The following is a 26,511-nucleotide window of genomic DNA, read 5'->3' as shown; positions in this document are numbered from 1 at the left end:
CGCAACAACAAAGGGCCGACATGTTTATCGATAACGCAAGCAACTGGGATCCACAGGCTTTGGGCCTTGTCCCGATGGTGGTAGAACAGAGCGGACGTGGCGAACGCGCCTATGACATCTATTCTCGCCTGTTGAAAGAGCGGGTGATTTTTCTTGTCGGCCCGGTTAATGACGTCAGCGCCAATCTGGTTGTCGCCCAACTTTTGTTCCTTGAAGCGGAAAATCCGGACAAGGACATCTATTTCTACATCAACTCACCGGGTGGCTCGGTCACTGCCGGCATGTCGATCTACGACACCATGCAGTTCATCAAGCCGGACGTGTCGACACTGTGCATCGGTCAGGCTGCCTCGATGGGCGCCTTCCTGCTGACGGCCGGCACCAAGGGCAAGCGCTTCGCCCTGCCCAACTCCCGCGTCATGATTCACCAGCCGCTGGGCGGTTTCCAGGGACAGGCATCGGATTTTGCGATCCACGCCAAGGAAATCCTCTCCATCAAGGACAAGCTGAATCGCATCATGGCCGAACACACCGGCCAGCCACTGGAACGTATCGAAAAGGATACGGACCGTGACAATTTCCTGTCGTCTACCGAAGCCATGGAGTACGGTTTGATTGACAAGGTTCTGACCCGCCGCGACGCGGCTTGATCGAGGAGTAAGCGATGTCGAAGGACAGCCAGGAAAAACTGCTGTATTGCTCCTTTTGCGGCAAGAGCCAGCACGAAGTCAAAAAACTGATTGCCGGCCCATCGGTGTTCATCTGCGACGAATGCATTGCGCTTTGTACCGACATTGTGCGCGATGAACTTCCCGAGGAAGCCGACAAGGCAGGACGCTCCGACCTGCCGACACCGCGTGAAATCAGTTCCATTCTCGATCAGTATGTGATCGGCCAGGAAGTTGCCAAACGCATCCTCGCCGTTGCGGTATACAACCATTACAAACGTCTGCGCCATACCGCCAAGAACACTGGCGAGGTCGAACTGTCGAAGAGCAACATCCTGCTCATCGGCCCGACCGGCTCGGGCAAAACCCTGCTCGCCCAGACGCTTGCCCGCATGCTCAACGTCCCGTTCGTGATGGCCGATGCCACCACGCTGACCGAAGCCGGCTATGTCGGCGAAGATGTCGAAAACATCATCCAGAAGCTGCTGCAGAAATGCGACTACGATATCGAGAAGGCGCAACACGGTATCGTCTATATCGATGAAATCGACAAGATTTCCCGCAAATCGGACAATCCATCGATTACCCGCGACGTTTCCGGTGAAGGTGTGCAACAAGCACTACTCAAGCTGATCGAAGGCACCACGGCATCGATTCCTCCGCAAGGTGGGCGCAAGCACCCAAACCAGGATTTCGTTCAGGTTGACACTACCAACATCCTCTTCATCTGCGGCGGTGCGTTTGCCGGCCTGGAAAAGGTCATCCGCAACCGCTCCGAACGCGGCGGTATCGGCTTTGGTGCCGAAGTCAAGAGCAAGGACGACGGCAAGGAAGTCGGCAAAATATTGCTTGATGTCGAACCGGAAGATCTGATCAAGTTCGGCCTGATTCCGGAACTGATCGGTCGCCTGCCGGTCGTTGCCACGCTGCAGGAACTGGAAGCCGATGCACTCGTCCAAATCCTGACCGAGCCGAAGAATGCACTGGTCAAGCAGTACCAGAAGCTATTCAATATGGAAGAAGTGGAACTCGAAATCCGGCCGGCAGCCCTTGCTGCCATTGCCCAAAAGGCACTCGAACGCAAGACGGGGGCCCGCGGCCTGCGTTCAATCATGGAACACGCCCTGCTCGATATCATGTACGAACTTCCGGGCATGGAAAATGTCGAAAAAGTGGTTATCGATGAAAACATGATTACTGGCGAAACCCCGCCGCTCCTCATCTACGCCGATCAGCCCAAGGTCTCCGGCTCAAACTGAGCCGGGGGTTCTTGAAATCCGGTTTCCCGCCCTCACCTAGAGGGCTTATACCTATTTCAAAGGCACACTGATGTCGAACCCCAACACACTTCCGGAAACCCAAGCACTGCCGTTGCTCCCATTGCGCGATGTAGTGGTGTTTCCGCATATGGTGATTCCGCTCTTCGTCGGTCGCCCAAAATCCATCAAAGCACTTGAAATGGCGATGGAAACCGGCAAGAGCATCATGCTCGTCGCCCAGAAATCAGCGGCAAAGGATGACCCGGAACCCGAAGATTTATACCGCATTGGTTGCTTGGCCAATATCCTCCAGATGCTCAAATTGCCCGACGGAACGGTCAAGGTGCTGGTTGAAGGCACGCAGCGGGCAAATATTGAAGCCATCGAAGTTCAGGCATCCGTATTCATGGCAACGGTTGTGCCATTGGCACAGGCTGGCACTGACGATCACGAAATCGAGGCCATGCGCCGTGCCGTGGTCGCCCAGTTCGACCAGTTTGTCAAACTCAACAAGAAAATTCCGCCGGAAGTCCTCTCCTCCATTACAGGAATTGAAGATGCCGGCCGCCTCGCTGACACGATTGCCGCGCATCTACCACTGAAAATCGAGCAGAAACAGGAAGTTCTGGAGATGGAAAATGTGCGTGAGCGCATTGAACGCCTACTCTCCCAACTGGAAGCCGAAATCGATATTCTTCAGGTAGAAAAGCGCATCCGTGGTCGCGTCAAGCGCCAAATGGAGAAGAGCCAGCGCGAGTATTACCTGAACGAGCAAGTCAAGGCGATCCAGAAAGAATTGGGCGAAGGCGAGGAAGGTGCCGACCTGGAAGAACTGGACAAAAAAATCCAGGCAGCTGGCATGAGCAAGGAAGGATTGGCAAAAGCACAAGGTGAATTGAAAAAGCTGCGCCTGATGTCCCCCATGTCAGCCGAAGCAACCGTGGTACGCAACTTCATCGAAACACTGATCAGCCTGCCATGGCGCAAGAAAACGCGGATTGGGAAGGATTTGCGCGCCGCAGAAAAAATTCTCGATGCCGATCATTTCGGGTTGGAAAAAGTAAAAGAACGTATCGTCGAATATCTTGCCGTGCAACAACGCGTAGACAAGGTCAAGGCTCCGATTTTGTGCCTGGTCGGCCCACCGGGTGTCGGCAAGACCTCACTCGGCCAGTCGATCGCCAAGGCGACCAATCGCAAGTTCGTGCGCATGGCACTTGGTGGTGTACGTGACGAAGCAGAAATTCGTGGTCACCGCAGAACATATATCGGCTCCATGCCAGGCAAGATTCTACAAAGCCTGGCCAAGGTCGGCGTGCGTAACCCGCTGTTCCTGCTTGATGAAGTCGACAAACTTGGCCAGGACTTCCGCGGCGACCCATCGTCAGCTCTGCTTGAAGTACTCGACCCGGAACAGAACAACACTTTCCAGGATCATTACGTCGAAGTCGATTTTGATTTGTCGGATGTAATGTTCGTAGCGACCGCAAACACTCTGAACATCCCTGCCCCGCTGCTTGATCGCATGGAAGTTATTCGACTGTCCGGCTACACGGAAGACGAAAAAGTCAATATCGCCCTGCGTTACCTACTGCCCAAGCAGTTGAAAAATAACGGTGTCAAGAAAACCGAATTGATCGTTGCTGAAAGCGCACTGCGCGACATCGTCCGTTACTACACGCGCGAAGCCGGGGTACGCGCCCTGGAACGTGAAATCTCCAAAATTTGCCGCAAGGTTGTCAAAACGCTGGTTCTCAAGGCGCGTGACAGCAAAATTACGGTAAACGCGCGAAATCTGGATAAATTCCTCGGCGTACGCCGCTACTCCTTCGGTATGGCCGAAAAGGAAAACCAGGTAGGCCAAGTCACCGGACTGGCATGGACCGAAGTTGGCGGCGAACTGCTGACAATCGAATGCGCCAATATGCCGGGCAAAGGCAATATCCTGCGGACCGGCTCGCTCGGTGACGTCATGAAGGAATCGGTCGAAGCCGCCCGCTCCGTTGTGCGTGCTCGTGCCCGGCGCCTGGGCATCAAGGATGAAGTCTTCGAAAAAACCGACCTGCACATTCACGTGCCGGAAGGCGCCACACCGAAAGATGGTCCGTCTGCAGGGATCGCCATGACGACAGCGCTGGTATCGTCCTACACAGGCATTCCCGTGCGTTGTGATGTTTGCATGACGGGCGAGATCACCTTGCGCGGGGAAGTTCTTGCCATTGGCGGGCTTAAGGAAAAACTGCTTGCTGCCGTTCGCGGTGGACTGAAGACAGCGCTGATTCCTGAAGAGAATGTCAAGGATCTGACTGAAATGTCAGAGAACATCAAAAACCGCATCGAAATTGTGCCGGTAAAATGGATCGATCAAGTCCTTGAGCGGGCGCTGGAGCGCGTACCACAAGCCCTTCCTGAGCCAAGTGAAGCGGCCAGCGAACTTCCTGCCAAAACCGACGAAACGAATCAAAAAGCCATCCTTACTCATTGATTTGAAAGGCCTGGATGCTGGCGTATTACCACCAGCATCCAAAGCCATCGGCTAGACCATGTCCGGCGGACCGAGAATCCGCTTGACACAAGGATTTCAGGGGAGATATAAATCGCCCCTCGCAAAAACTTCACCACTCCATACTTTCCAATTAGGGGACTTATATGAACAAGACCGAACTGATCGATCAGATGGCTGCCGCCGCCGATATTTCCAAAGCTGCTGCCGGCCGCGCGCTGGATGCCGCCGTCGAAGCAATCAAGGGCGCCCTCAAGGCTGGCGATGACGTTAGCCTGATCGGTTTTGGTACTTTCTATGTCGGTGAACGTGCCGCCCGTACCGGCCGTAATCCGCGCACCGGCAAAACCTTGGAAATCAAGGCTGCAAAATCTCCAAAATTCCGCGCAGGAAAAGGCCTCAAAGACGCCGTTAACTGATATAATATTGTCCTCTCTGCAAACAGTGCAGATGGGTGCTTAGCTCAGTTGGTAGAGCGTCGCCCTTACAAGGCGAATGTCAGCGGTTCGACCCCGTTAGCACCCACCAAGATCATTCCAAGCAATTCTTGGAAACAACAAAGCCCCGCAATTGCGGGGCTTTGTTGTTTCAGACAACCAGAAAACACCCGACACCTTCCCTTTTTCAACACCTTGCTGAAAATGGAATTCAAGCTGGAATTCAAGCACCCAAATCGGCATAGGGGGCAGCCATTATAGGCTGCCCCCCTGCCACACCACCCGGCATGCGGGTCCGCACCGGGCGGTTCGAGAAGTTGAGGTCATGAGAGACGAGGCACCCTGAGTCGATCAAAGTAGGCGATGCTCAGTACCGTTTTCAATAGCCGGTCGGCGTTTCGCCAATAGCTACGAGCATTTCCAGCCACCCGACGCGCCACGATTTCCAACGCACCTAGCGCCTTCAATTCCCGATACATCGTTGTCCCGCGCTTCCAGTGCTTGAGTTGAATCGCCCGCAATCGATGTCGCAACCACTCGTCCAGCGTGCGCCAGACCTTGGGCGTTTGCGATAACCGGAAATAGGCTTTCCACCCCAGCACATAGGGGCGCAGTTTTTCAACGACTTCCGCCATGCTGCGACCGCCTGAGCGTCGGGTCAGTTGCCTGATCCGCTGCTTGTAGGTCGCCATCGGCTTCGCCGCCACCTTGCATTTGATCTCGCCTTTCGGCGCCACCCAGAAACTGAAGCCAAGAAACTTCCGCCCGAAGACGCTGGCCACCGCACTTTTGGCCTCATTGACCATCAGGTGCAGCTTGGCGTACATCCTCCTCAGCAGCGCCATCACCCGCTCGCCAGCCTTCTTACTACGAACATAGACATTCGCATCGTCGGCGTAGCGCACGAAGCAATGACCTCGACGTTCCAGCTCCTTGTCGACTTCATCCAGCAATACATTCGCCAGTAACGGTGACAGCGGTCCGCCTTGCGGCGTCCCCTGATACCGCGACACGACGACGCCATCCCGCATGATCCCGCTGTTCAGATACGCCCGGATCAGCCGCAACACGCCAGCATCTCCAATCCGCTTCTTGAGGCGGCCCATCAGAATGTCGTGATTGACCCGATCAAAGAATTTCTCCAGATCAACGTCCGCCACGATTCGGCGTCCCGACTGAACATAGGCTTGAGCACGAACGACTGCTTCTTGTGCGCTGCGCCCCGGTCGGAAACCGTAGCTGTATTCGCTGAAGGTCGGGTCCAGCATCGGCTGCAATACTTGCAGCAGCGCTTGCTGGATCAGTCGATCCGTCACCGTCGGGATGCCCAGCTCGCGCTCGCCTCCGTCTGGCTTCGGGATCGTCACCCGTCGCACCGGACTGGGCCGGTACGTCCCCTGTAATAACTGATCACGAATCACCGGCCACGCCGTTCGCAAGTAGCGGGCGGTCTCGGGAATATCCCGGTCATCCACGCCAGCCGCGCCTTTGTTAGCCCGTACCCGCTTCCACGCTTGTTGCAGGTTCTCTCTCGTCAGCGCTGCCATCAGCAACGCTGACCCCGTGCTTCCCGTTTCATGTCGCGGGCGTGTCGCTTCGTCGCTGGTGCTTGCACGGTCGGCTTCACCGTCCGCTACTGGCACCCGCCCCGATCTCTCGGACATCTGACGCAAGACTTCACACATCGACATGGCGTAAAACACTCCTTCTCGTTTGGCCCTTCGCCCCCTATCGGCAGCTACTACGCCCCGAAGGAAGTCCCCTTGGGGGACGGCCTCTGCTGACTTCTCGCTCCGTGTCACCACGTCGCCCTTTCAGGCACAAGGCGAGATCTCCCCAGGTAAGAACGCACTCCTTCTCTGCACAACCGCCGGATTTACGCCACTTCGCCTTGATCACGAGAGCTTCGCGGTCTCATGCCCGCTCGCCCTGCTCGGCAGCGCCTTCTATCCGATTCTTGTCCATCGGCTCGCAGATTACGATCCACGCTTCCTCCCTACGCTCGGTCACCCTCACGCAGTTGCGCTTCACTTCGTTCGTCGTGATCAACTTACGGCGGGACTTGCACCCGCAGGAGTGCGCCCATGCTGGGCGCACATAAAAAAAGGCACTTCAAAAGAAGTGCCTTGTTTTATGCTTGACTTGGCGCGCCCGGAGCGATTCGAACGCCCGACCCTCTGGTTCGTAGCCAGATACTCTATCCAACTGAGCTACGGGCGCGCTGATACAAACGTCAAGACCTAGCCGAAAAAATCAACTGGATCACTGATGGCGCGCCCGGAGCGATTCGAACGCCCGACCCCTTGGTTCGTAGCCAAGTACTCTATCCAACTGAGCTACGGGCGCGCTGTCAGAGGGCCGCATTATACGGCGCCCAAGCAGGATTGCAAGGCTTTTGATAAAAAATCCAGCGATGCACAATTTATCGCTTCATGCGACACCCTAGCCATTTACCGGGAAGCCTCGTAGACTGCACGTCTTTCCTTTTAGTTACAGGCAATCCAATGGCCCAATACGTTATGTCCATGCTGCGCGTCAGCAAGATCGTTCCGCCCAAGCGGCAGATTATCAAGGACATCTCCCTTTCCTTCTTCCCCGGCGCCAAAATCGGCCTGCTCGGCCTGAATGGTTCAGGTAAATCGACCGTACTGAAAATCATGGCCGGCGTGGACAAGGAATACGACGGCGAAGTACAACACTTGGCCGGTGTTTCAATTGGCTACCTACCGCAGGAGCCGCAACTCGACCCGACCAAGACAGTCAAGGAAGAAGTCGAATCGGCGCTCGGGGAAGTCATGCAGGCACAGGCCAAACTGGAAGCCGTGTACGCTGCCTATGCTGATGAGAATGCTGACTTCGACCAACTGGCTGAAGAACAAGCTCGCCTGGAGGCGATCATCGCCACCGCGGGTTCCGATACCGAACACCAGATGGAACTGGCTGCCGATGCGCTGCGCCTGCCCCCTTGGGAGGCCACGATCGGCAACCTGTCCGGCGGTGAAAAACGCCGCGTCGCGCTGTGCAAGCTGCTGCTGGCCAAGCCCGACATGCTACTGCTGGATGAGCCGACCAACCACCTCGACGCCGAATCCGTCGAATGGCTGGAACAGTTTCTCGTCCGCTTTCCGGGCACTGTCGTTGCCGTCACCCACGACCGCTACTTCCTCGACAACGCCGCCGAATGGATTCTCGAACTCGACCGCGGCCACGGCATTCCGTACAAGGGCAATTACTCGTCCTGGCTGGAGCAGAAGGAAGCCCGCCTGGAAACCGAAAACAAGCAGATCGACGCCCACATGAAGGCGATGAAGCAGGAACTGGAATGGGTGCGCAGCAATCCGAAGGCGCGCCAGGCCAAGTCCAAGGCCCGCCTGTCGCGCTTCGAGGAAATGTCCAGCCAGGAATACCAGAAGCGCAACGAGACCCAGGAAATCTTCATCCCGGTCGCCGAGCGGCTGGGCGACAAGGTCATTGAGTTCGACGGCGTCACCAAGTGCTTTGGCGACAAGTTGCTGATGGACAACGTCAGCTTCACCATTCCGGCCGGCGCCATCGTCGGCATCATCGGCCCGAACGGCGCCGGTAAATCGACGCTGTTCAAGATGATCACCGGCCAGCAGCAACCGGATTCCGGTACGGTCGACATCGGCCCGACGGTCAAAATGGCTTACGTCGATCAGTCGCGTGACTGCCTCGACGGCACAAAAACGGTGTTCGAGGAACTGGCCCAGGGCAGCGACATCCTGCAGATCGGCAAGTTCGAGATGCCCAGCCGCGCCTACATCGGCCGCTTCAACTTCAAGGGCGGCGACCAGGGCAAGCTGGTCGGCAACCTGTCCGGCGGTGAACGCGGTCGCCTGCACCTGGCAAAGACGCTGATGGCCGGCGGCAACGTACTGCTGCTCGATGAACCGTCAAACGACCTCGACGTCGAAACCCTGCGCGCACTGGAAGACGCCCTGCTCGAATTCGCCGGCTGCGCGCTGGTCATCTCGCACGACCGCTGGTTCCTCGACCGCATCTGCACGCACATCCTGGCTGCCGAAGGCGATTCGCAGTGGAATTTCTTCGCCGGCAACTACCAGGAATACGAGGAAGACAAGCGCAAGCGCTTGGGCGAAGAAGGTGCCAAGCCGAAGCGGATTCGTTACAAGCCGATCACGCGGTAAATCGCCCGATCATTGCGCCTCGAGGGATTTACCGCATGGCGCAGTAGCCCGCTGGAGCCAGCCCATTTGTCTGTGGTCTTGGGGCCAGCCGTTATTTTGATGGTCGTAAAAATTCTCAGAAAATGAAAACGGGCGCCTTGTTCATCGCAAGGTGCCCGTTCTTCTTTTGCCCCACCAGCCGTGGCGAAGCGGAACAAACTATGATCAGTGCTTCAAGCTGGCAGAGAAAACTGCCTTGGTCTTTTCGGAAAACTGGAAGTCATTGAAGGCACGATCAATTTCTGCTTCGTTGCGACCTTCGGAATGATCTTCAAAACTGATGCCGATGATCTTGCCGTTTGCGGCCAGCGTCTGGAAGGCGTAACGCCAGCGCTGCGCTTCGGCCAAACGCTCGCGCAGTTCAGCTTCGTTGGAAATTGTGATGCCTGCCTTTTTCAGAGAATCCAGAAAGCTATCGAAGGATTCGTTGCTCAGACTGCCCATTTGTCTCTCCATTGGGTTGCGGTGATTAGTCACCATGAGGCAAATAACGAGGCGGTTTCGATTCGGTTGACACGAAAATGAAAGAAGTTTGAATGCGATAATTCGCCCCATGAAAAAGCCGACTCCCCCCGCCGAAATCCCGGAAATCCGTGCCGGCCAATCCGTTGAGCTGCTCAAGGAACTGCACATCCTTACCCGTGACGGAAAACTGAATCAGGATTCACGACGCAAGCTGAAGCAGGTCTATCACCTTTACCAATTCATCGAACCGCTGCTCGATGGCGCACAAACCCTGGTCGATCACGGCGCAGGCAAGTCGTATCTCGGCTTCATCCTGTATGACCTGTATTTCAAGGAACGCGACGCAGGAGAAATCGTCGGCATCGAGACGCGTACCGAACTGGTGGAAAAATCTCGCGAACTGGCCGACCGTCTGAGTTTTCCGCGCATGCGCTTTCTCGCCTGCACGGTCGAGGACTCGCTTTCCTCCAGCGAACTGCCGGAAACTGTCGATGTCGTTACTGCATTGCATGCCTGCAATACCGCAACCGACGATGCCATCCGTTTTGCGCTCACCAGGAATGCTCGCCATATTGTGCTGGTTCCGTGCTGCCAGGCCGAGGTTGCCGCGACCATGCGCGCCAGAAAGAACGAATCGCTGGGCAAGACACCGCTCTCCGAGCTATGGCGCCATCCGATCCACACCCGCGAACTCGGCAGTCACCTGACTAACGTGCTGCGCTGCTTGCTGCTGGAGTCGCACGGCTACGACGTTACCGTTACCGAACTGGTCGGCTGGGAACATTCGATGAAGAACGAGCTGATCATCGCCAGCAAACGTGGCGCCCCTAGGAAAAATGCCCGCGAACGCGCCGAGGCAATTCTGCGCGAATTCAATATCGAGGAACTCGCCGGGCGATTTGCCTACTAAGTTCGCCATGATCAGACCTCAACACCCCCTCGAACTCCTGGCCCCGGCGAAAAATGCCGATTTTGGCATTGAAGCCATCAAGCACGGCGCAGATGCCGTATATATCGGCGGCCCGGCCTTTGGCGCCCGCTACGGCGCCGGCAATGACCTGGCCGACATCAAGCGCCTGTGCGACTTTGCCCATCGCTTCCACGCCCGAGTCTTCGTCGCCGTCAATACCATCCTGCACGACGAAGAACTGGAAGGTGCCCGCCAGCTCGCCTGGCAACTCTACGAAGCCGGTGCCGATGCGCTGATCATCCAAGATATGGGGCTGCTTGAGCTTGATTTGCCGCCGATCCAGTTGCACGCCTCGACGCAGACCGACATCCGTAACCCGGCCAAGGCCAGATTCCTGCAGGATGCCGGTTTTTCGCAGATCGTCCTGGCCCGCGAAATGTCTATCCAGGAAGTCGAGGCGGTGGCCCGCGAAACCACGCTGGCGCTCGAATATTTTGTGCATGGCGCGCTCTGTGTCGCCTACTCCGGCCAGTGCTACATCAGCCAGGCGCATACCGGGCGCAGCGCCAATCGCGGCGAATGTTCGCAAGCCTGCCGCCTGCCCTACACGCTGGTCGATGAAAAGGGCAAGGTCATCACCGAGAACCAGCACTTGCTGTCGATGAAGGACAACAACCAGACCGACAACCTCCTGGCCTTGGTCAAAGCCGGTGTCAGTTCGTTCAAGATCGAAGGGCGGCTGAAAGACCTGTCCTACGTCAAGAACATCACCGCGCATTACCGCAGCTTGCTCGATGCAATCATTGAGCAACACCCGGAATACCGTCGGGCTTCCAGCGGCAAGAGCACCCTCACCTTCACGCCGCAACCGGACAAGACCTTCAATCGCGGCTATACCGATTATTTTGCCAACGACCGTCAGGACGACATCGGCGCTTTCGATTCGCCGGCCTTCGTCGGTGAGCTGATCGGCACGGTAACCAGCATCGGCGATGGCGTTTTTACGGTCGACGCGGAAAAACCGTTCAATAACGGTGATGGTGTCTGCTTCTACGATGCCCACGGCGAAGTCGTCGGCATGCGCATCAACCGGGCGGAAGGCATGAAACTTTTCCCGGCCCAGCTTCCCGAAGAACTGACCGAAGGCGCCACCCTGTTCCGCAATCGCGACCAGGCCTTCGAACGGGCGCTGGAGAAGGAATCAGCCGAACGCCGCATTGCACTGCAAGCCGTTTTTGCCGAAACGAAAAACGGCTTCGCGCTGAGCTTGACGGACGAAGACGGGATCAATGTCACGGTCAACCTGCCAAAAAGCGAAAAAATCGGCAGCGAAATCGCGCAGAATCCCGAACAGGCAATCGACAAACTCAAGGAAAACCTCGGCAAGTTTGGCAATACGATGTTTGTTGCACTAGCCGTCGAACTGGAATTGTCACAGCCCTGGTTCCTGCCGGTCAGCGCAATCAATGCGCTACGCCGCGAAGCCACGGAAAAGCTGGAAGCCGCCCGCATCGCCCAGCACCCGCGCGCACCGCGTGCCGCCCCGGCCACTGATCCGCAACCCTACCCGCAGGATGAATTGACCTACCTGGGCAACGTATTCAACAGCAAGGCCCGCCAGTTTTACGAAAAACACGGCGTCAAGCTGATCGAGGAAGCCTACGAGGTCGGCAACGAAAAAGGCATGGTGTCGCTGATGATCACCCGCCACTGCCTGCGCTACAGCTTCAACCTGTGTCCGAAGGAAGTGAAGCATCTGAAGCCGGACCCGATGACGCTGATGAATGGCAACGAAAAACTGATTCTCAAATTCGACTGCAAGGCCTGCGAGATGCACGTCATCGGCAAGATGAAGAAGGGCGTCAAACTGAACCTCGGCACCATTCGGCCAGCCTGAAACCACTGAAAACCCTATGAAACCGACACCCTGCCCTTCGTGCCGACAAGCGGCTGAAAAGCACAGCTTCGAACGCAAGCTGGGCGGCAAGGTCGTGCTCGACCTGTGCTTCCCCTGTCAGGGCATCTGGTTCGACGAAAACGAAAGCGTGCAGATCACGCCGGGCGGCATCATCGAACTGTTCCGTTTGATTCACGAACATCGCGACAATCAACGCCTGCCACTGTCCAGCCAATTGCATTGCCCTCGCTGCAACGAACGTCTGCTGCACGGTCTGGATATCGTCAAACCAGGCGGCAAGTTCAACTACCACCGTTGCCTGCAGCAACACGGTCGTTTCATTACCTTCGGGCAATTCATGATCGAAAAGGGCTTCGTCCGGCAACTGACCCGCGTCGAGGTCAATACGCTGGCAACCCAGGTAGGCAGCGTACATTGCACGGGCTGCGGCGCCCCGGTGGATATCCGCACAGATCACGCCTGCCGGCATTGTGGCGCGGCAATTGCCATTCTCGACCGCACGGCCATCGAACAGGCGCTGGCGCGCTACCAGCACGCCGAAATCCAGCGCAGCAAAGTCGATGTCGAAGCGCTGGGTAATGCGATTGTGCTGCGCGAGCGGGAAAAATCCCGTCTGGCACGTGATCGGATGCTGAACCGGGAGGTCGATGAAATCGCCATCGGCGATCTCATCGTTAGCGGCATTGAATTACTAGGCAATATTTTCCGGCGATAAATCGCCGAGCCACTGCTTCTCTTAACGGCCGGCCGGACGCATCAAGACTTCCGGATGCAACTCCAGCGACTGCTCGCCCCGGGCCAACCAGATAGTGCCTTCCTGGATCGTGCAGGTGAGCTGCATGCCACGCTCGGCCAACGCACCCAGCGCTTCGGTTTCTTCGGCGCTCAAACGCAGCACCTCCAGATTGTCGAAACGCGCCAACAGTGGCGAAATTTGCTGCCACCAGACGTCGACCGTACGATTGCCATACGCCAGCACAATGGCCCGATCCGCCTTGTTGCACCCCTTGCGGATGCGCGTCTCGTCGGGCTGCCCGACTTCGATCCAGGTCCGTAACACACCCGAAGGATCGACTTCGCTCAGCGCGCAGTCATCATCGCTCGACAAGCCCTTGCTGAAGTTGAGATCAGGCCCGGCAAACATGGCAAAAGCCAGCAGACGGACCATCATGCGCTGATCATTTTCCGATGGATGCCGTGCCAAGGTCAGCGGGTATTCGGCAAAATGCCCCCGATCGAGATCGGAAACCTGCAATTCAGCCTTGAAAACGGTGGATTTGAGCGCCATGCCCTGCCTCGAAAAAGTCGGGATTATCCCATGACGCCCGGCGCAAAGCAGGCTAGGATTAATCACGTTAACTATCGGGAGAAATTGCCATGAAAACCTCCAGCATCACGCTATCTCTGATCGGTGCGCTACTTGCATCGATGGCCTGCGCAGCGGATATGCCCCAGCGCAAATCCGGACTATGGGAAATAAAGACGCAGATGTCCGGCATGCCGGAAGGAATGCCCGGCCAGGGGCTGCAGATGTGTGTTGATCAAACCAGTGACAACCTGATGAAGGATTCGGCGGAAAAAAACAAAAAGGTGGATTGCCCAGTCATGGAAATCAAACCGGGCATCGGCAAAACCAGCATTCACTCCGTCTGCCGGCACGATGGCGTGACGGCAACGACCGATGCGGTGATCACGGGCGATTTCAACAAAAACTATCGCAGCGACATGGTCACCCGCTTCAATCCGCCACAAAATGGCATGAAGGAAATGAAGATGGTGCAGGAAGCCCGCTGGCTGGGGCCATGCAAACCAGGTCAGAAACCGGGTGATGTAGTGATGCAGAACATGGGCAAATTCAACATGCAGGAGATGATGAACAACCCGCAGATGCGCGAAATGATGAAGCAGCAAGGCCGTTGAATCGCCCACTCGGCAAGGAAAAAGCGGCAAGGCCGGGCGTTTTCAACTGAAGATTCGACAGAGTTGACGCGCCCTGGCCTCTATCTTGCCAAACAGATAATTGAGATTTTCACTCCAGTCAATTCCCAGAAGATCGCATGCACTGGCAGACAGATTAAGTACCCGTGCCTCGTCGTGACGGGCCAGATCCAGCGCATTGGCCAAGGCTTCTCCGACATGCGTCACGGCAACCAGTTTATCGGCCGGTGGTTCCATATCATGATGATGTTGAATCGCAGCAACAACGGATGGGGAAAGACGCCAGGCACTCGCCAGAATGGTCCCGATGGCACAATGGTCCAGACCGAAATGCTGACGTTCGGCGTCAAGCAGATCCAGTGTTGCATCGCGCTCCATGCTCATGCGCACCATCTGGAATTCAAGCGGATAACAGCGAGCCATGAAAAGCTGGCCGATATCGTGCAACAAGCCACAGACCAGCGCGTAATCGACTGAGCAACGGGCAAGTCGCGCCAGTTCCTGCGCCGCAACGCCCACGGCGACACTGTGCTCCCAGAAATAATTGCCCAACCGACCATCTCGGGCAAAACTGGCCAGACTGACGCCGAGTACGATTTCCCGCACTTTCGCCAAGCCAATCAGCGAAACCGCAACCTGTATGTCGTGAACGTCCCTTTGCGTACGTCCGGCCATCGCCACCGCATTGGCCATCGCCAACACGTTCGCGGCGATCACGGGGTCGCGCTCAACCAGATGGATCAAGGCACCGATGGTCGCGTTATCGTCATCCAGCTTCTGCAAAATCTCGTTAACAATGCTGGGAAAGGCCGGCAACAACGAGGCGCGAGCAACGATTTCGCTTTCGCTCAAGTGCAAGGACATCAAAGACTCCGGTAAGCCAGCACGGCAGCATACAAACCGGCAATCGATGGCTGGGCAAGATCAGCCCGCGAAAAAATCTGCTCCAGCCGGCACCGGGTAATCGCCAGATCTGCGGCATAGGCTTCATCGGAACGCGTATCTTCTTCGGCAATGCAAACGAATTCGCCATGGCGCAATGCAATCTGGCGGATATTCGACTCGGTCAGCGCATGTCCGGCCGGCAAGGTGAAATTGGTCACGCCATTAACCGAGATCGTCAGCCCAGCCCCCAGCACCATACCCTCCTCGATGTCGGATAGTGGGAGATAACGCAAACGCTGTTTCATGATGCTCCGATGCCTGAAAAACTGATATTTACGACAAATCTTGTAGTTTTTTAACAGGAGCGTCAAGGCATAGTTTGCGCATCCGGGCACAGGCCGAATACCGCCACACGGGTAGAAAAATTGTTAGGATGAACCACCCGGAAAGACCGCTTGACGTCTGCCAGTGAGCACGGCGACTTTTTAATCCGGACAACCCTCAGGAAAACACATGTTGATCAAGTTGGCCCTATCCCTCCTCCTCTCCTGCAGTTCGCTATCAGCCTTGGCGCAAAACCCGCTACAAGAAGGTGCGCCGGTACCCGTGCTTGCATTGAAGAACCAGCATGACAAACCGGCCGACATCCCGGATAACACGCGGCGCATCCTGTTTGCTGCAGATAATGCCGCCGCTGAACTGATGACGGCACTGCTTGACGCCAAAGCCGGCAACTGGCTACAGGAAACGCGACAAGTCTACCTGGCCGACATTCACAAAATGCCCGGCCTGATCAGCCGGATGTTTGCCTTGCCGAAATTGCGCGAAAAACCCTACAACATCATTCTCGGCCGGGAAGAAAGCGACCTCGCCGCTTGGCCGAGGCAAAAAGCCTGTGTAACGCTGATTCCGGTTACCGCAGGAAAGCTGGGCAAAGCGGATTACGCCTGCAGTGCGGCAGCTTTGCAGAACGCCGTGGATCGTTAACGGTCAAGTTTCGGCTCGGAAATCAATACCCCTGTTCATCAAGGTGTTGAATTCCGGAAAATCTTCAGCCATAGTTCGTCTTCGCAAAACTTTCCCGTACCGGACAACCGCATGAACGCTACCCGTCACCTCCTCGCTGAAACTGCCTTGGCAGTGGAACCGGTTGGTGCTCGCGCAGTCGTATGCGTAGTCGTAGTAGGCGTCGTAGTTGTCACTATGAACGCGCCGTCGCGGACCGGGTAAAAGAGCCAAGCAAGCAGAATTTACCAACCCCCGCCGGCGCAACCGGCGGGGGTTTTTGTTTTATAGCCCAGCGAAAACCGCCGGAAAACGCCAGAAACCTTCAGGAGATAGTTCATGACCGAAACCCTCACCGGCGCGCAGATCACCGTGCGTCTGCTCGAACGCCAAGGCATCCGCATCGTCACCGGTTATCCCGGCGGCGCCATCCTGCCGATTTACGATGCCCTAGGGCAGTCGACCGCAATACGGCACGTGCTGGCCCGCCACGAACAGGGCGCCGGCTTCATCGCCCAGGGCATGGCCCGCGCGACCGGCGAGGTGGCGGTCTGCATGGCCTCCTCCGGCCCCGGCGCCACCAACCTGCTGACGGCGATTGCCGATGCCAAACTCGACTCGATCCCGCTGGTGGCGATTACCGGTCAGGTGCCGAAAGCCATGATCGGCACCGATGCCTTCCAGGAAGTGGACACCTACGGCCTGTCGATCCCGATCACCAAGCACAACTTTCTCGTTTCTTCGACCGAAGAACTGCTCGAGGTCATCCCCCGCGCTTTCGCCATTGCCGCCTCCGGCCGCCCCGGCCCGGTGTTGATCGACATCCCGAAAGATGTGCAAAGCCGCGCCATCGAAGTCGCCGAGTGGCCTGCCGCCGGGTGCGCCCTGCCCGCACCGGCAGCTCCGTCGGTGCAGCTGGAACAGGCCGCCGCGATGATCGCCGCAGCCGAACGGCCGATTTTTTATCTGGGTGGCGGCGTCATCCACGCCAATGCGGCAAATCTTGCGGTCGACCTCGCTGAAAAGGCCAATTTGCCCACCGTCATGACCTTGATGGCACTGGGTGCCATGCCGGTCGATCACCCGCTGTCACTCGGCATGCTGGGCATGCACGGCGCGCCGTACACCAACCTGGCGCTCGACGAATGCGATCTGCTGATTGCCGTCGGCGCACGTTTCGACGATCGCGCCACCGGCAAGGTCGCCGCCTTCTGCCCGCAGGCGAAGATCATCCATATCGATATCGATCCGGCCGAACTCGACAAGATCAAGAGCGCCCATATCGGCATCGTCGCCGATGTCGGCGAAGCATTGCAGCGACTGCTGCCGCTGGTCAGCGAAAATCCGCGCAATCGCTGGGTCGACCGCATCAATGCACTGAAAACGGCGCACCCGCAGCCCCTGCCCGACCTGGACAATCCACGCTCACATTTCGGCCTGATCCGCAGCGTTGCCGCCTGTCTCGATGATGAAGCGGTGATCGCCACCGATGTCGGCCAGCACCAGATGTGGGTTTCCCAGGCTTACCCGCTGCGCCGTGCCCGCCAGTGGCTGACCTCCGGCGGACTCGGCACCATGGGCTTCGGCGTTCCGGCGGCCATCGGTGCGGCGCTCGCCCAACCGCAACGCACCGTCGTCTGCTTTACCGGCGATGGGTCGATCCTGATGAACATCCAGGAACTGGTCACGGCAGCCGAGCAGCAAGTCAATGTCAAAATCGTGCTGATGAACAATGCCGTACTCGGTCTGGTGCACCAGCAACAGACGCTGTTCTACGGTCAACGCCTGTTTGCCTCGGAATTCCAGGCCATGCCGGATTTCATCGGCGTCGCCCGGGCCCTCGGCATTGCTGCGGTCGACCTCGATCAGGCGGCCGATCCCTGCGCCGCGCTGCAGGAAGCCATTGCCCGTCCCGGCCCGTGCCTGATCCATGCCGGCATCGATGCCGCACAGAAGGTCTATCCGATGGTGCCGCCGGGCGCCGCCAACCGCGACATGATTGGAGCCTGAGATGAACGCGATCAACCGTAACGAACAAAACGAACTGGCCCGTGCCGTGCTGGAAATCGATGTCGCCAATCATCCCGGCGTGATGTCGCACGTTGTCGGACTGTTTTCCCGCCGCGCCTGCAACGTCGAAGGCATCCTCTGCCTGCCGGTCGGTGACGGGCGGCAAAGCCGGATCTGGCTGCTGGTCAATGAAGATGACCGCCTGCCGCAGATGATCCGGCAAGTGGAGAAGCTGGAGGATGTGGTGGCGGTACGTCGCCACCGGGCCGATCATGCGGTATTTACCGAACTGGAAGATTTCTTCCGCGCCTGATCGAAACGAACAACCGGTCCCGCCGATCAGCGGGGCCGGAAAAATTTCAGCTTAGTGGGCAATACAAAGAACGCTCGGGTCGGTGTCCGCCACCTCGGCCATGCGTTGCAGATTATCGAGCACCCGGAAACTGGCCTGCTCCATAGCCTCGACATGCCGCAGCATGTCCCCGCTATTACCGGCGATCCTGGCACGCAGGGCTTCTATACCATAGCGATGCACATCGATATGCGGTGCCTCGATCTCACGATAACCATCAAGCCGGCTGAAACACTCGCGCCCTTCGCCTTCGTAATACCACTTGCCGAGACGACAGGTCGTGTGCGAGGCCACCGTATTGGGGTCAACCGCTTCCAGTCCGAACAAACCGAGATAGATGCGGAATTTGAACACCAGGTGATCGACCTTGGCCACTTCAACAAAACTCTTCAGCGAACTGCCGGCGATGATGTGTTCCATCTTCTGGGACAGACAAATCAGACGATTCATGTCGTCGGTTGCCCGATTGCCGCGCTCGCTGTATTGATTCGCCATGGTGGCCAGGCTTTCCATCGCTTCCTTGGCTTGCGATGAATCATTGCGGATGCCGCTGACCAGGCCGTCGATATCCTTGGTTGCCTTGGCAGTACGCTCGGCCAGCTTGCGCACCTCATCGGCCACGACCGCAAAACCGCGCCCAGCCTCGCCGGCACGCGCCGCCTCGATGGCAGCATTGAGCGCCAGCAGATTGGTTTGATCGGCAATTTCGTGAATCAACTGAACGATTGCGCCGATTTCCGTCGCCTGATGCGCCAGTGCATCGACATCCTGTGCAGCGCGGGCCGAACCTTCAGCCAGGCGGTGCAAATTGGCCGCGATTTCCGTCGTCGTCTGACCACTGCTGGCTGAGACTTCAGCGGCTTCGACCGCCTGTTTCTTTTCTTCCTTGAGCAGATTGGCCATCTGCCCGAGACTGCCCTGCGAACTGCTCAGGGACTGGCTGAACAAGGCCAGATTGCGCAAGATGGCCTGCAAGTTATCGCACTCGGCATCCTTTTGTGCGCGTTCGGCAGACTGCTGCGCCAATGCCTGCTTCAAGGACTCCACTTCGTGCGCTAATGCTTGTTCATTACGTGTGCTTACCGCCAGTTCACGTTCCAATGTGCTGATTTTTTCCTTGCCGCTCCAGAACATGTATTCCCTCGCCCCTGATAAAGCGCCCAATTGACGCTGTAGTTATGATTTTGGGGCACATTCTACTACAGGCGAACGACACAATTTTGTAACACGAGGCTCGGCCGCGCCCCTGAGTGGTGCAGAAACTCACTCGTCGTCCTCCGGTTCTTCATATTCTTTTGGCAAACGGTGGGCAATTCCCTTGTGGCAATCGATACAAGTTTTGCCTTCGGCCTTTGCCGACATATGCTTCTTGAACGGCGTCTTGCGCTGCAGTTCCTCACTCATCGCATCAAAACTGTGGCAATTTCGGCACTCACGCGAATCACTGGCTTTCATGCGTGCCCACTCACGCGTCGCCATCGTCATCCGCCGCGCCTCGAATTTCTCCTGCGTATCGATGATCCCGGTCAGCTTGCCCCAGACTTCCTTGCTGGCTTCCAGCTTGCGCACGATTTTATGGGCCCAGTCGCGCGGGACATGGCAATCCGAACAAACCACCTGCACCCCGGTACGATTCTGGTAATGGATGGTTTCCTTGTATTCCACGTAAACGTTGTCGCGCATTTCGTGGCAACCGATGCAGAACGATAACGTGTTCGTCGCCTCCATACCGGTATTGAAGGCGCCCCAGAACAAAATGCCGGAGACAAATCCCGCCAGCAGCAAGGTCAGCAAGGAATACCTGGCGGCCGGTCGACGCAAAACCGCCCACCAACGGCGACAACGGTTCGGGCGTTCACTGGAAACGGTCATGGCGCACACGGAAAACAGATACCGGAAAATCCTGCATACCCATCAAAACGACAGAATGTGCTGGATCAGGTTTTTCACCTGCGCCAAATCCTTCGCCGGCGTGGTCTTTACCACCTTGTGCTGCTCTTCGCTGCCATCGGACAATTTAACCGTCGGGGCAGTCGTCAGATGCTCGATCAGGCGGGCCTCGCCATCCGCCTTGCCCTTGTATTTGGCGGCAATTTTTTGTAGCGCCGGACCATCCTTGTCTTTGTTAACGCCATGGCATTGGGTGCATTTATTCTGCTTCATCAAATCCTTGGCAGCGTCGACATCCAGTGCCTGGGCAGAAAATGCAATCACCGTGGCAGCACTCCCTGCCAGCAATTTCGCAACAAATCCTTTGGCGGTTTTTTGCATGCTATCGATCTCCGAATCATTCCTGAAAATGCCGCCCGAAATGTCAGTGCGGCAAGACGCAGGCATCATTCTGGGCATCCTGCGGGTGTGATTCCTTGATCTGTATCGCCTCTTGCCGGCCAGCAAAAAAAATCCACGTCAGACAAGCAAAAGACCGATGAGAACAGGCCAATACAAACGCCGCCAGACAACTTTCGTCATCTGGCGGCGCCATCCTGCCACTAGCGTTGCTGTACAGCCTATTTAGCTACCGGCGGGTGGAAAACCTGCGGTGCAGCACCTTCGGTATTGACCGCGCCAATCGACTGATCAACCTCCGGCAGTTTGTGGGCGATACCCTTGTGGCAATCGATACAAGTCTTGCCTTCGTTGAATGCCACCTGGTGCGTCGCAGAACTCCGGCGCCCCTGAGCAGCGTAATCGAAGTATTCGAAGTTATGGCAGTTACGGCACTCCTGAGAGTTGTTGTTCTTCATCCGTTTCCACTCGTTGGAAGCCAGTTGCAGACGCTTGGCATCAAACTTCTCCGGCGTATCGATGGTCCCCAGAATCTTGTGCAAAACTTCATTGGAAGCCTGAATCTTGCGGACGATCTTGGGCCCCCATTCCTTCGGCACGTGGCAGTCCGGACAGGTCGCACGGACGCCGGAACGATTCGAGTAATGCACCGTATTCTGGTATTCCGCATACACGTTATCCTTCATTTCATGACACGAAATGCAGAATTCCTCGCGGTTGGTCCATTCCATCGCTGTATTGAAGCCGCCCCAGAAGAGAATGCCGGCCACGAACAGCCCAAGTACCGTCAAAACACCGATACCCGCCACCCAGGCCCTCACTCTTGCGGTCAACCCCGCCGGTTTTTTATTTTCCATGATTTTCTCCGTCAGGCGGTTTTAGCGTATGCCTTCAGCCGGTTTGAACTTGTTGGCGACCAATGGCTTGGCATCCACTTGCGGCACGTGACACTGCTGGCAGAAGTAACGACGCGGTGAAATATTGGATAGTTCCTGACCATCACGGGTCTTGAAGTGGGTCAGCGAAACCTTGGTTGCACCGGTTTCCTTGTAACGCGTCCAGGAATGGCAATCCATACATTTGTTGTACTTCATGGTGATGGTGTAGGCATCCGTCTTGTGTGGAATCAGCGGCGGTTGCTGGACATAATCCCGCTCGATCGGCGCGCTGTCCTTCATTACCTTGAAGGGATCCGCCGATTCGGTTTCCGGTGCCTGGATTGCTGCCCCACGCAGGGTTTTCAGACCGCCATCGGATGCCTGGACCGGCGTCCAGATGAGGGTGGTAGCCATAAGTGCCGCAGCCAAAGCAGCGGTAAACAGGCGGCTCTTGTTTTTCATGAATCGCTCCTTTGATCGAACCGATGAGTAAAGTGGAAAACGTGTTTATTGCAAACATCGATACAGCGGCCGCAATTGGTGCAATCGCGGTCGAGAATGAGAGGGCTGTCCTGTCCGGCTTTTTTAAGCGCCGGCCGGATGACCTGGGGTTCCGGGCAAACGGCAAAACAGTCCATGCAGTCATCGCAACGCCCCCGCTGGTCGGCGGTAATGCGCAGCAAGGACTTCTGGCCGAGCAAGCCGTAAAAGACGCCCATCGGACAGAGGTGGCCACACCAGCCACGACTGGCCACCAGCAAGTCGTAAAAGAAGATGGCGAAAACCACCAGCAGACTGCCGGACAAACCGAAAATCAGGCTGCGCTGAACAATGCTGACCGGATTGACCCATTCCCAAACCAGCGTCGAGGTCAAAGCGGCGGCCAGCAAAGAACCAGCCAACACCCAGTAACGGGTATTGCCATCCGGTGCCCGGCCGGATTTCAAGCCCAGCCGACGCCGTAGCCAGGCGGCGAGATCGGTCAGCGGATTTACCGGACAAACCCAGGCACAGTACAAACGACCACCAAACAGTGCGTAGAAGGCAATGACAATGGCCGCCCCGATCAGGGCCGAAGCGGCCGGCATGAAGCCGGCAGCCAGGCTCTGCACGAACAGGTAAGGATCGGTCAGCGGCAAGATACCGAAGGTCAGCGAAGAAGCCAGATTGCCCTTGGCAATCCACAGACCGAACCATGGACCGCTCAGGAACAGGAATAGCACGGTCAACTGTGAAATCCGGCGCAAAACCAGATAGCGGTTGGCCGCCAGCCAGCCCTTGTCGCGAATGGCGTCAAGACCGGGCCGATTGATATTGCGTGCGCCGCTCATGGCTTCCACCCGGAATTCAGACCACCGGCGGCAGGCGCATCAACCCGACTGTCGCCATAGGCTTTACCTTCAAGCCCCCGCACCGGCATTTCCAGTTGATCGCCAATCAACGAACCGCCATGCTTTGACTTTTCTTCCCAGCCCTTGCGGTAATGCTCGGGCAAGGCGCCCTTGGCCAATTTGGCCGGCATGACCTTGATCGCCGCGACCGGCAAGACACAGGCCCGCTCACATTTGCCGCAGCCGGTGCAATGTTCGGAATGCACCGTCGGCAACAACATGGCATGCCGGTCAGAACGCGGGTTATGCAAACTCTCCAGCGTGATTGCCTTGTCGATCACCGGGCAGACCCGGTAACAGACATCGCAACGCAAGCCGAGGAAGTTGAGACAGGTTTCCTGATCGGACAATACGGCCAGCCCCATCTTCGCTTCGTGAATATCCGTCAGCTTCGGATTGAGCGCCCCGGTCGGACAAGCCTTGATACAGGGAATGTCATCGCACATTTCACAGGGCACGTTGCGTGCCGTGAAATACGGCGTACCCGGTGCCACACCGCCGCCCATCGGTGCCAGTAGCAGCGTGTCGTACGGACAGTCACGAACACACAAACCACAACGCACACAAGCCGACAGGAAAGCCGCTTCGTCCAGCGCCCCCGGCGGTCGCAAAGCCTGTGCCGGATTGGCAGCGGCCGGGCGAACCGCCAGCAACGAAGCGAACGTGAGCATGGCTCCACCACCGGCAGCTGCGGCAATACCGTTGAGGAATTTCCGACGTGCCGCCGAGGCGGGCGACACGCCGGGATTTCCTTCTGGCTTGGCGGTGGGGTTCTGGCTCACGGTCAACGCTCGTTATGGGCTGAATTCAGGCTGATGATCAGGCGCGGGTGACCTTGACGGCGCACTTCTTGAAGTCCGTCTCTTTCGAGATCGGACAAGTCGCGTCGAGCGTCAGCTTGTTCACCAGCTTGCCTTCGTCAAAGAAGGGAATGAAGATCAAACCGATTGGCGGCTTGTTGCGGCCCTTGGTCTCGACCCGCAACTGGATTTCGCCACGGCGCGATGCAACCTTGACCTTCATGCCGCGCTGGATGCCACGTTTCTTGGCATCTTCCGGGTGCATGAACATCACGGCTTCCGGCACCGAGCGATGCAATTCCGGGACGCGACGGGTCATCGAACCGGTATGCCAATGCTCCAGCACGCGACCGGTACAGAGCCACAGGTCGAATTCCTTGTCCGGCATTTCCGGCGGATTCTGGTAAGGCAGCGCAAAGATCACGGCCTTCTTGTCCTTGTGGCCGTAGAAGCTGAAATCTTCACCCGCCTTGACATAAGGATCGAAGCCCTCACGGAAGCGCCACAGCGTTTCCTTGCCATCGACCACCGGCCAGCGCAAGCCGCGTGCCTTGTGATAGACGTCGAAGGCTGCCAGATCGTGACCATGACCGCGACCGAAAGCCGCGTATTCCTCGAACAAGCCCTTCTGCAGATAGAAACCGAGTTCCTTCGATTCGTCGTTGGTATAGCCCTTGATCGCGTGACCGTTGGTCTTTTCCAGATCGCTCAGCGGGAACTTGTTGACCGCACCATTCTTGTACAGGATGTCGAACAAGGTCTTGCCCTTGTATTCCGGCTTCTTGGCGATCAGTTCGGCCGGCCAGACTTCTTCGACCTTGAAACGCTTGGAAAACTCGATGTACTGCCACAAGTCGGACTTGGCCTCGCCCGGTGCCGCAACCTGCTGGCGCCAGAACTGGGTACGCCGCTCGGCATTGCCGAAAGCCCCTTCCTTCTCGGTCCACATGGCGGACGGCAGCACCAGGTCGGCGGCCATGGCCGAAACGGTCGGATAGACATCGGAAACCACCACGAAGGCAGCAGGATTGCGCCAGCCTGGGTAGATTTCTTCATTAACGTTCGGACCAGCCTGCATGTTGTTGGTCGTGGTCGTCCAGTAACACTTGAGCTTGCCATCCTTCAGCATGCGGCTCTGCAACACGGCGTGGAAACCGATCTTGGCGTTCAGCGTGCCTTCCGGCAGTTGCCAGATTTCTTCGGTCAACTTGCGATGTGCTGGATTCATCACCACCATGTCGGCCGGCAGACGATGCGCGAAAGTACCGACCTCGCGCGCGGTGCCGCAGGCTGACGGCTGGCCGGTCAGCGAGAACGGACCGCTGCCCGGCGTGGAAATCTTGCCGACCAGCAGATGCACGTTGTAAATCATGTTGTTCACCCAGGTACCACGGGTGTGCTGGTTGAAGCCCATGGTCCAGAAGCTGACCACCTTTTTCTTCGGATCGGCATACAGTTCAGCCATCCGCTTCAGGCGTTCGGCCGGCACGCCAGACAGCTTGGCGGTCTTTTCCAGGGTGTATTCGGAAACGAACTTCTTGAACTCGTCGAAGGTAATCGGCTTCGCATCGTTCGGGTTGGTCTTCGGCTTGCCGTCGGCCCCGTTGTAACCATTGGCCTTGGCATCCTTTTCGAGTGCATGGGCCGGGCGCAGGCCGAAACCGATATCGGTTTCGCCCATCTTGAAATTGACGTGCTTCTTGACGAAGTCCTGATTCACCTTGCCACTCTGGATGATGTGGTTGCAGATGTAATTCAGGATGGCCAGATCGGTTTGCGGCGAGAAGATCATGCCGTTGTCGGCCAGCTCGAAGCTGCGATGTTCGAAGGTGGACAGCACATGAACTTCGGCAGTCGTATGCGTCAAACGACGATCGGTAATGCGCGACCACAGGATCGGGTGCATTTCGGCCATGTTCGAGCCCCACAGCACGAAGGCGTCGGCATTCTCGATATCGTCGTAACAGCCCATCGGCTCGTCGATACCGAAAGTACGCATGAAGCCGGTCACGGCCGAGGCCATGCAGTGGCGGGCATTGGGATCGAGATTGTTGGAACGGAAACCGGCCTTCCACAGCTTGACGGCAGCGTAGCCTTCCCAGATCGTCCATTGACCGGAGCCGAACATGCCGATGGAGGACATCATTTCATTGACCGGCTTGCCGGCATTGGCCTTCATGTCATCCTTGAGCGCGGCTTTCCACTTTTCTTCCATGATGTCGAACGCCTGTTTCCAGGAGATCGGCTGGAATTCACCGTTCTTGTCGTACTTACCATCCTTCATACGCAGCAGCGGCTTGGTCAGACGATCTGCGCCATACTGGATCTTCGACAGGAAATAGCCCTTGATGCAGTTCAGGCCACGGTTGACCGGTGCATCCGGGTCACCCTGGGTGGCCACGATGCGGCCATTCTGGACGCCGACCAGGACTGAACAACCGGTACCGCAGAAGCGGCAGGCTGCCTTGTCCCAACGGACATCGGTCGCGCCAGTTGCCGGCGGAGCGGCATTGGCAGTCAGTGGAAACCCGGCTGTCGCAGCAGCCGCAGCTACAGCCTGGGTTTTAAGGAAATCACGGCGATTCATGGTCATGG

Annotated in this window: 25 protein-coding genes and 3 tRNA genes; 13 read left to right on the top strand and 15 right to left on the bottom strand. The window is 57.2% G+C overall.

Features of this window, described 5'->3' with window-relative positions:
- Positions 1-20 precede the first annotated feature (20 nt).
- From clpP to RCI20_RS04300, 5 genes are all read left to right on the top strand, one after another.
- Positions 21-650 (top strand): ATP-dependent Clp endopeptidase proteolytic subunit ClpP, encoded by a 630-nt coding sequence (gene clpP, locus RCI20_RS04320; protein ID WP_306603330.1) that lies wholly within the window; start codon positions 21-23, stop codon positions 648-650.
- A gap of 14 nt (positions 651-664) precedes the next feature.
- Positions 665-1,927 (top strand): ATP-dependent Clp protease ATP-binding subunit ClpX, encoded by a 1,263-nt coding sequence (gene clpX, locus RCI20_RS04315; protein ID WP_306603329.1) that lies wholly within the window; start codon positions 665-667, stop codon positions 1,925-1,927.
- A 70-nt stretch (positions 1,928-1,997) separates the two neighbouring features.
- Positions 1,998-4,412 (top strand): endopeptidase La, encoded by a 2,415-nt coding sequence (lon, locus tag RCI20_RS04310; RefSeq protein WP_306603328.1) that lies wholly within the window; start codon positions 1,998-2,000, stop codon positions 4,410-4,412.
- A gap of 164 nt (positions 4,413-4,576) precedes the next feature.
- The gene (locus RCI20_RS04305) at positions 4,577-4,849 is read left to right on the top strand and encodes an HU family DNA-binding protein (RefSeq protein ID WP_306603327.1); all 273 of its coding nucleotides are present in this window, start codon (positions 4,577-4,579) and stop codon (positions 4,847-4,849) included.
- A 33-nt stretch (positions 4,850-4,882) separates the two neighbouring features.
- Positions 4,883-4,958 (top strand) — tRNA-Val (locus tag RCI20_RS04300).
- Positions 4,959-5,190: 232 nt separating this feature from the next.
- On the opposite strand, the gene ltrA is transcribed toward RCI20_RS04300, so the two are convergent.
- The 3 genes from ltrA to RCI20_RS04285 form a co-directional block, all read right to left on the bottom strand.
- Positions 5,191-6,414, bottom strand: coding sequence for a group II intron reverse transcriptase/maturase (gene ltrA / locus RCI20_RS04295; protein WP_306603326.1), 1,224 nt, complete (start codon positions 6,412-6,414; stop codon positions 5,191-5,193).
- Between the two features lie 596 nt (positions 6,415-7,010).
- Positions 7,011-7,087: transfer RNA gene (locus tag RCI20_RS04290), tRNA-Arg, on the bottom strand.
- Between the two features lie 49 nt (positions 7,088-7,136).
- Positions 7,137-7,213: transfer RNA gene (locus RCI20_RS04285), tRNA-Arg, on the bottom strand.
- Positions 7,214-7,371: 158 nt separating this feature from the next.
- On the opposite strand from RCI20_RS04285, the gene ettA reads away from it, so the two are divergent.
- Entirely contained in the window at positions 7,372-9,036 is a 1,665-nt protein-coding gene (gene ettA / locus RCI20_RS04280) for an energy-dependent translational throttle protein EttA (protein ID WP_306603325.1), read from the top strand.
- Between the two features lie 204 nt (positions 9,037-9,240).
- On the opposite strand, the gene RCI20_RS04275 is transcribed toward ettA, so the two are convergent.
- Positions 9,241-9,519 (bottom strand): hypothetical protein, encoded by a 279-nt coding sequence (locus tag RCI20_RS04275; RefSeq protein WP_306603324.1) that lies wholly within the window; start codon positions 9,517-9,519, stop codon positions 9,241-9,243.
- Positions 9,520-9,628: 109 nt separating this feature from the next.
- Between RCI20_RS04275 and RCI20_RS04270 the strand changes: the two genes are divergently transcribed.
- Genes RCI20_RS04270 through RCI20_RS04260 form a run of 3 tightly spaced genes read left to right on the top strand, consistent with a single transcriptional unit; the run spans position 9,629 to position 13,083 of the window.
- The gene (locus tag RCI20_RS04270) at positions 9,629-10,450 is read left to right on the top strand and encodes an SAM-dependent methyltransferase (protein WP_306603323.1); all 822 of its coding nucleotides are present in this window, start codon (positions 9,629-9,631) and stop codon (positions 10,448-10,450) included.
- Positions 10,451-10,457: 7 nt separating this feature from the next.
- Complete coding sequence (locus RCI20_RS04265) at positions 10,458-12,347, top strand: U32 family peptidase (protein ID WP_306603322.1); 1,890 nt, start codon at positions 10,458-10,460, stop codon at positions 12,345-12,347.
- A gap of 16 nt (positions 12,348-12,363) precedes the next feature.
- Entirely contained in the window at positions 12,364-13,083 is a 720-nt protein-coding gene (locus tag RCI20_RS04260) for a zf-TFIIB domain-containing protein (protein WP_306603321.1), read from the top strand.
- A 21-nt stretch (positions 13,084-13,104) separates the two neighbouring features.
- Here the strand turns inward: RCI20_RS04260 and RCI20_RS04255 are convergent, their stop codons facing one another.
- Positions 13,105-13,656, bottom strand: coding sequence for a YaeQ family protein (locus RCI20_RS04255; RefSeq protein ID WP_306603319.1), 552 nt, complete (start codon positions 13,654-13,656; stop codon positions 13,105-13,107).
- Positions 13,657-13,745: 89 nt separating this feature from the next.
- Between RCI20_RS04255 and RCI20_RS04250 the strand changes: the two genes are divergently transcribed.
- On the top strand, positions 13,746-14,288 hold the full coding sequence (locus RCI20_RS04250; RefSeq protein WP_306603318.1) for a DUF3617 family protein: 543 nt from the start codon (positions 13,746-13,748) through the stop codon (positions 14,286-14,288).
- A 42-nt stretch (positions 14,289-14,330) separates the two neighbouring features.
- Here the strand turns inward: RCI20_RS04250 and RCI20_RS04245 are convergent, their stop codons facing one another.
- Positions 14,331-15,170, bottom strand: a complete 840-nt coding sequence (locus tag RCI20_RS04245) for an HDOD domain-containing protein (protein WP_306603317.1) — start codon at positions 15,168-15,170, stop codon at positions 14,331-14,333.
- Positions 15,170-15,496 carry a hypothetical protein gene (locus RCI20_RS04240; protein ID WP_306603316.1) on the bottom strand — a complete coding sequence of 109 codons (327 nt, stop codon included), beginning with the start codon at positions 15,494-15,496 and terminating at the stop codon, positions 15,170-15,172. The genes RCI20_RS04245 and RCI20_RS04240 overlap by 1 nt, the downstream gene beginning before the upstream one ends.
- A 208-nt stretch (positions 15,497-15,704) precedes the next feature.
- On the opposite strand from RCI20_RS04240, the gene RCI20_RS04235 reads away from it, so the two are divergent.
- From RCI20_RS04235 to ilvN, 3 genes are all read left to right on the top strand, one after another.
- A complete protein-coding gene (locus RCI20_RS04235; RefSeq protein WP_306603314.1) occupies positions 15,705-16,178 on the top strand; it encodes a hypothetical protein in 474 nt (157 codons plus the stop codon).
- A gap of 357 nt (positions 16,179-16,535) precedes the next feature.
- Positions 16,536-18,206: an acetolactate synthase large subunit gene (gene ilvB / locus RCI20_RS04230; RefSeq protein ID WP_306603313.1), complete on the top strand. Its 1,671-nt coding sequence runs from the start codon at positions 16,536-16,538 to the stop codon at positions 18,204-18,206.
- Position 18,207: 1 nt separating this feature from the next.
- Positions 18,208-18,519 (top strand): acetolactate synthase small subunit, encoded by a 312-nt coding sequence (gene ilvN / locus RCI20_RS04225; protein ID WP_306603312.1) that lies wholly within the window; start codon positions 18,208-18,210, stop codon positions 18,517-18,519.
- Positions 18,520-18,570: 51 nt separating this feature from the next.
- Here ilvN and RCI20_RS04220 read toward each other — a convergent pair whose 3' ends face one another.
- The 8 genes from RCI20_RS04220 to napA form a co-directional block, all read right to left on the bottom strand.
- A complete protein-coding gene (locus RCI20_RS04220; RefSeq protein WP_306603311.1) occupies positions 18,571-19,692 on the bottom strand; it encodes a methyl-accepting chemotaxis protein in 1,122 nt (373 codons plus the stop codon).
- Between the two features lie 129 nt (positions 19,693-19,821).
- Positions 19,822-20,430, bottom strand: coding sequence for a NapC/NirT family cytochrome c (locus RCI20_RS04215; protein ID WP_306603310.1), 609 nt, complete (start codon positions 20,428-20,430; stop codon positions 19,822-19,824).
- A 42-nt stretch (positions 20,431-20,472) separates the two neighbouring features.
- Entirely contained in the window at positions 20,473-20,829 is a 357-nt protein-coding gene (locus RCI20_RS04210) for a c-type cytochrome (protein WP_306603309.1), read from the bottom strand.
- A gap of 239 nt (positions 20,830-21,068) precedes the next feature.
- Complete coding sequence (locus RCI20_RS04205) at positions 21,069-21,707, bottom strand: NapC/NirT family cytochrome c (RefSeq protein WP_373691482.1); 639 nt, start codon at positions 21,705-21,707, stop codon at positions 21,069-21,071.
- 18 nt (positions 21,708-21,725) lie between these two features.
- Positions 21,726-22,187, bottom strand: a complete 462-nt coding sequence (locus RCI20_RS04200) for a nitrate reductase cytochrome c-type subunit (protein WP_306603307.1) — start codon at positions 22,185-22,187, stop codon at positions 21,726-21,728.
- Positions 22,184-23,056 carry a quinol dehydrogenase ferredoxin subunit NapH gene (gene napH / locus RCI20_RS04195; protein WP_306603306.1) on the bottom strand — a complete coding sequence of 291 codons (873 nt, stop codon included), beginning with the start codon at positions 23,054-23,056 and terminating at the stop codon, positions 22,184-22,186. The genes RCI20_RS04200 and napH overlap by 4 nt, the downstream gene beginning before the upstream one ends.
- Complete coding sequence (gene napG / locus RCI20_RS04190; RefSeq protein WP_306603305.1) at positions 23,053-23,898, bottom strand: ferredoxin-type protein NapG; 846 nt, start codon at positions 23,896-23,898, stop codon at positions 23,053-23,055. Before napG ends, napH begins: the two co-directional genes overlap by 4 nt.
- Before the next feature lie 37 nt (positions 23,899-23,935).
- Positions 23,936-26,509: a nitrate reductase catalytic subunit NapA gene (gene napA, locus RCI20_RS04185; protein ID WP_306603304.1), complete on the bottom strand. Its 2,574-nt coding sequence runs from the start codon at positions 26,507-26,509 to the stop codon at positions 23,936-23,938.
- Positions 26,510-26,511 lie beyond the last annotated feature (2 nt).

The organism is Azonexus sp. (assembly GCF_030824335.1).
Classification (GTDB): domain Bacteria; phylum Pseudomonadota; class Gammaproteobacteria; order Burkholderiales; family Rhodocyclaceae; genus Azonexus.
Note: the sequence above shows the minus strand (reverse complement) of the source record. Positions and strands in the feature narration are given on the sequence as shown.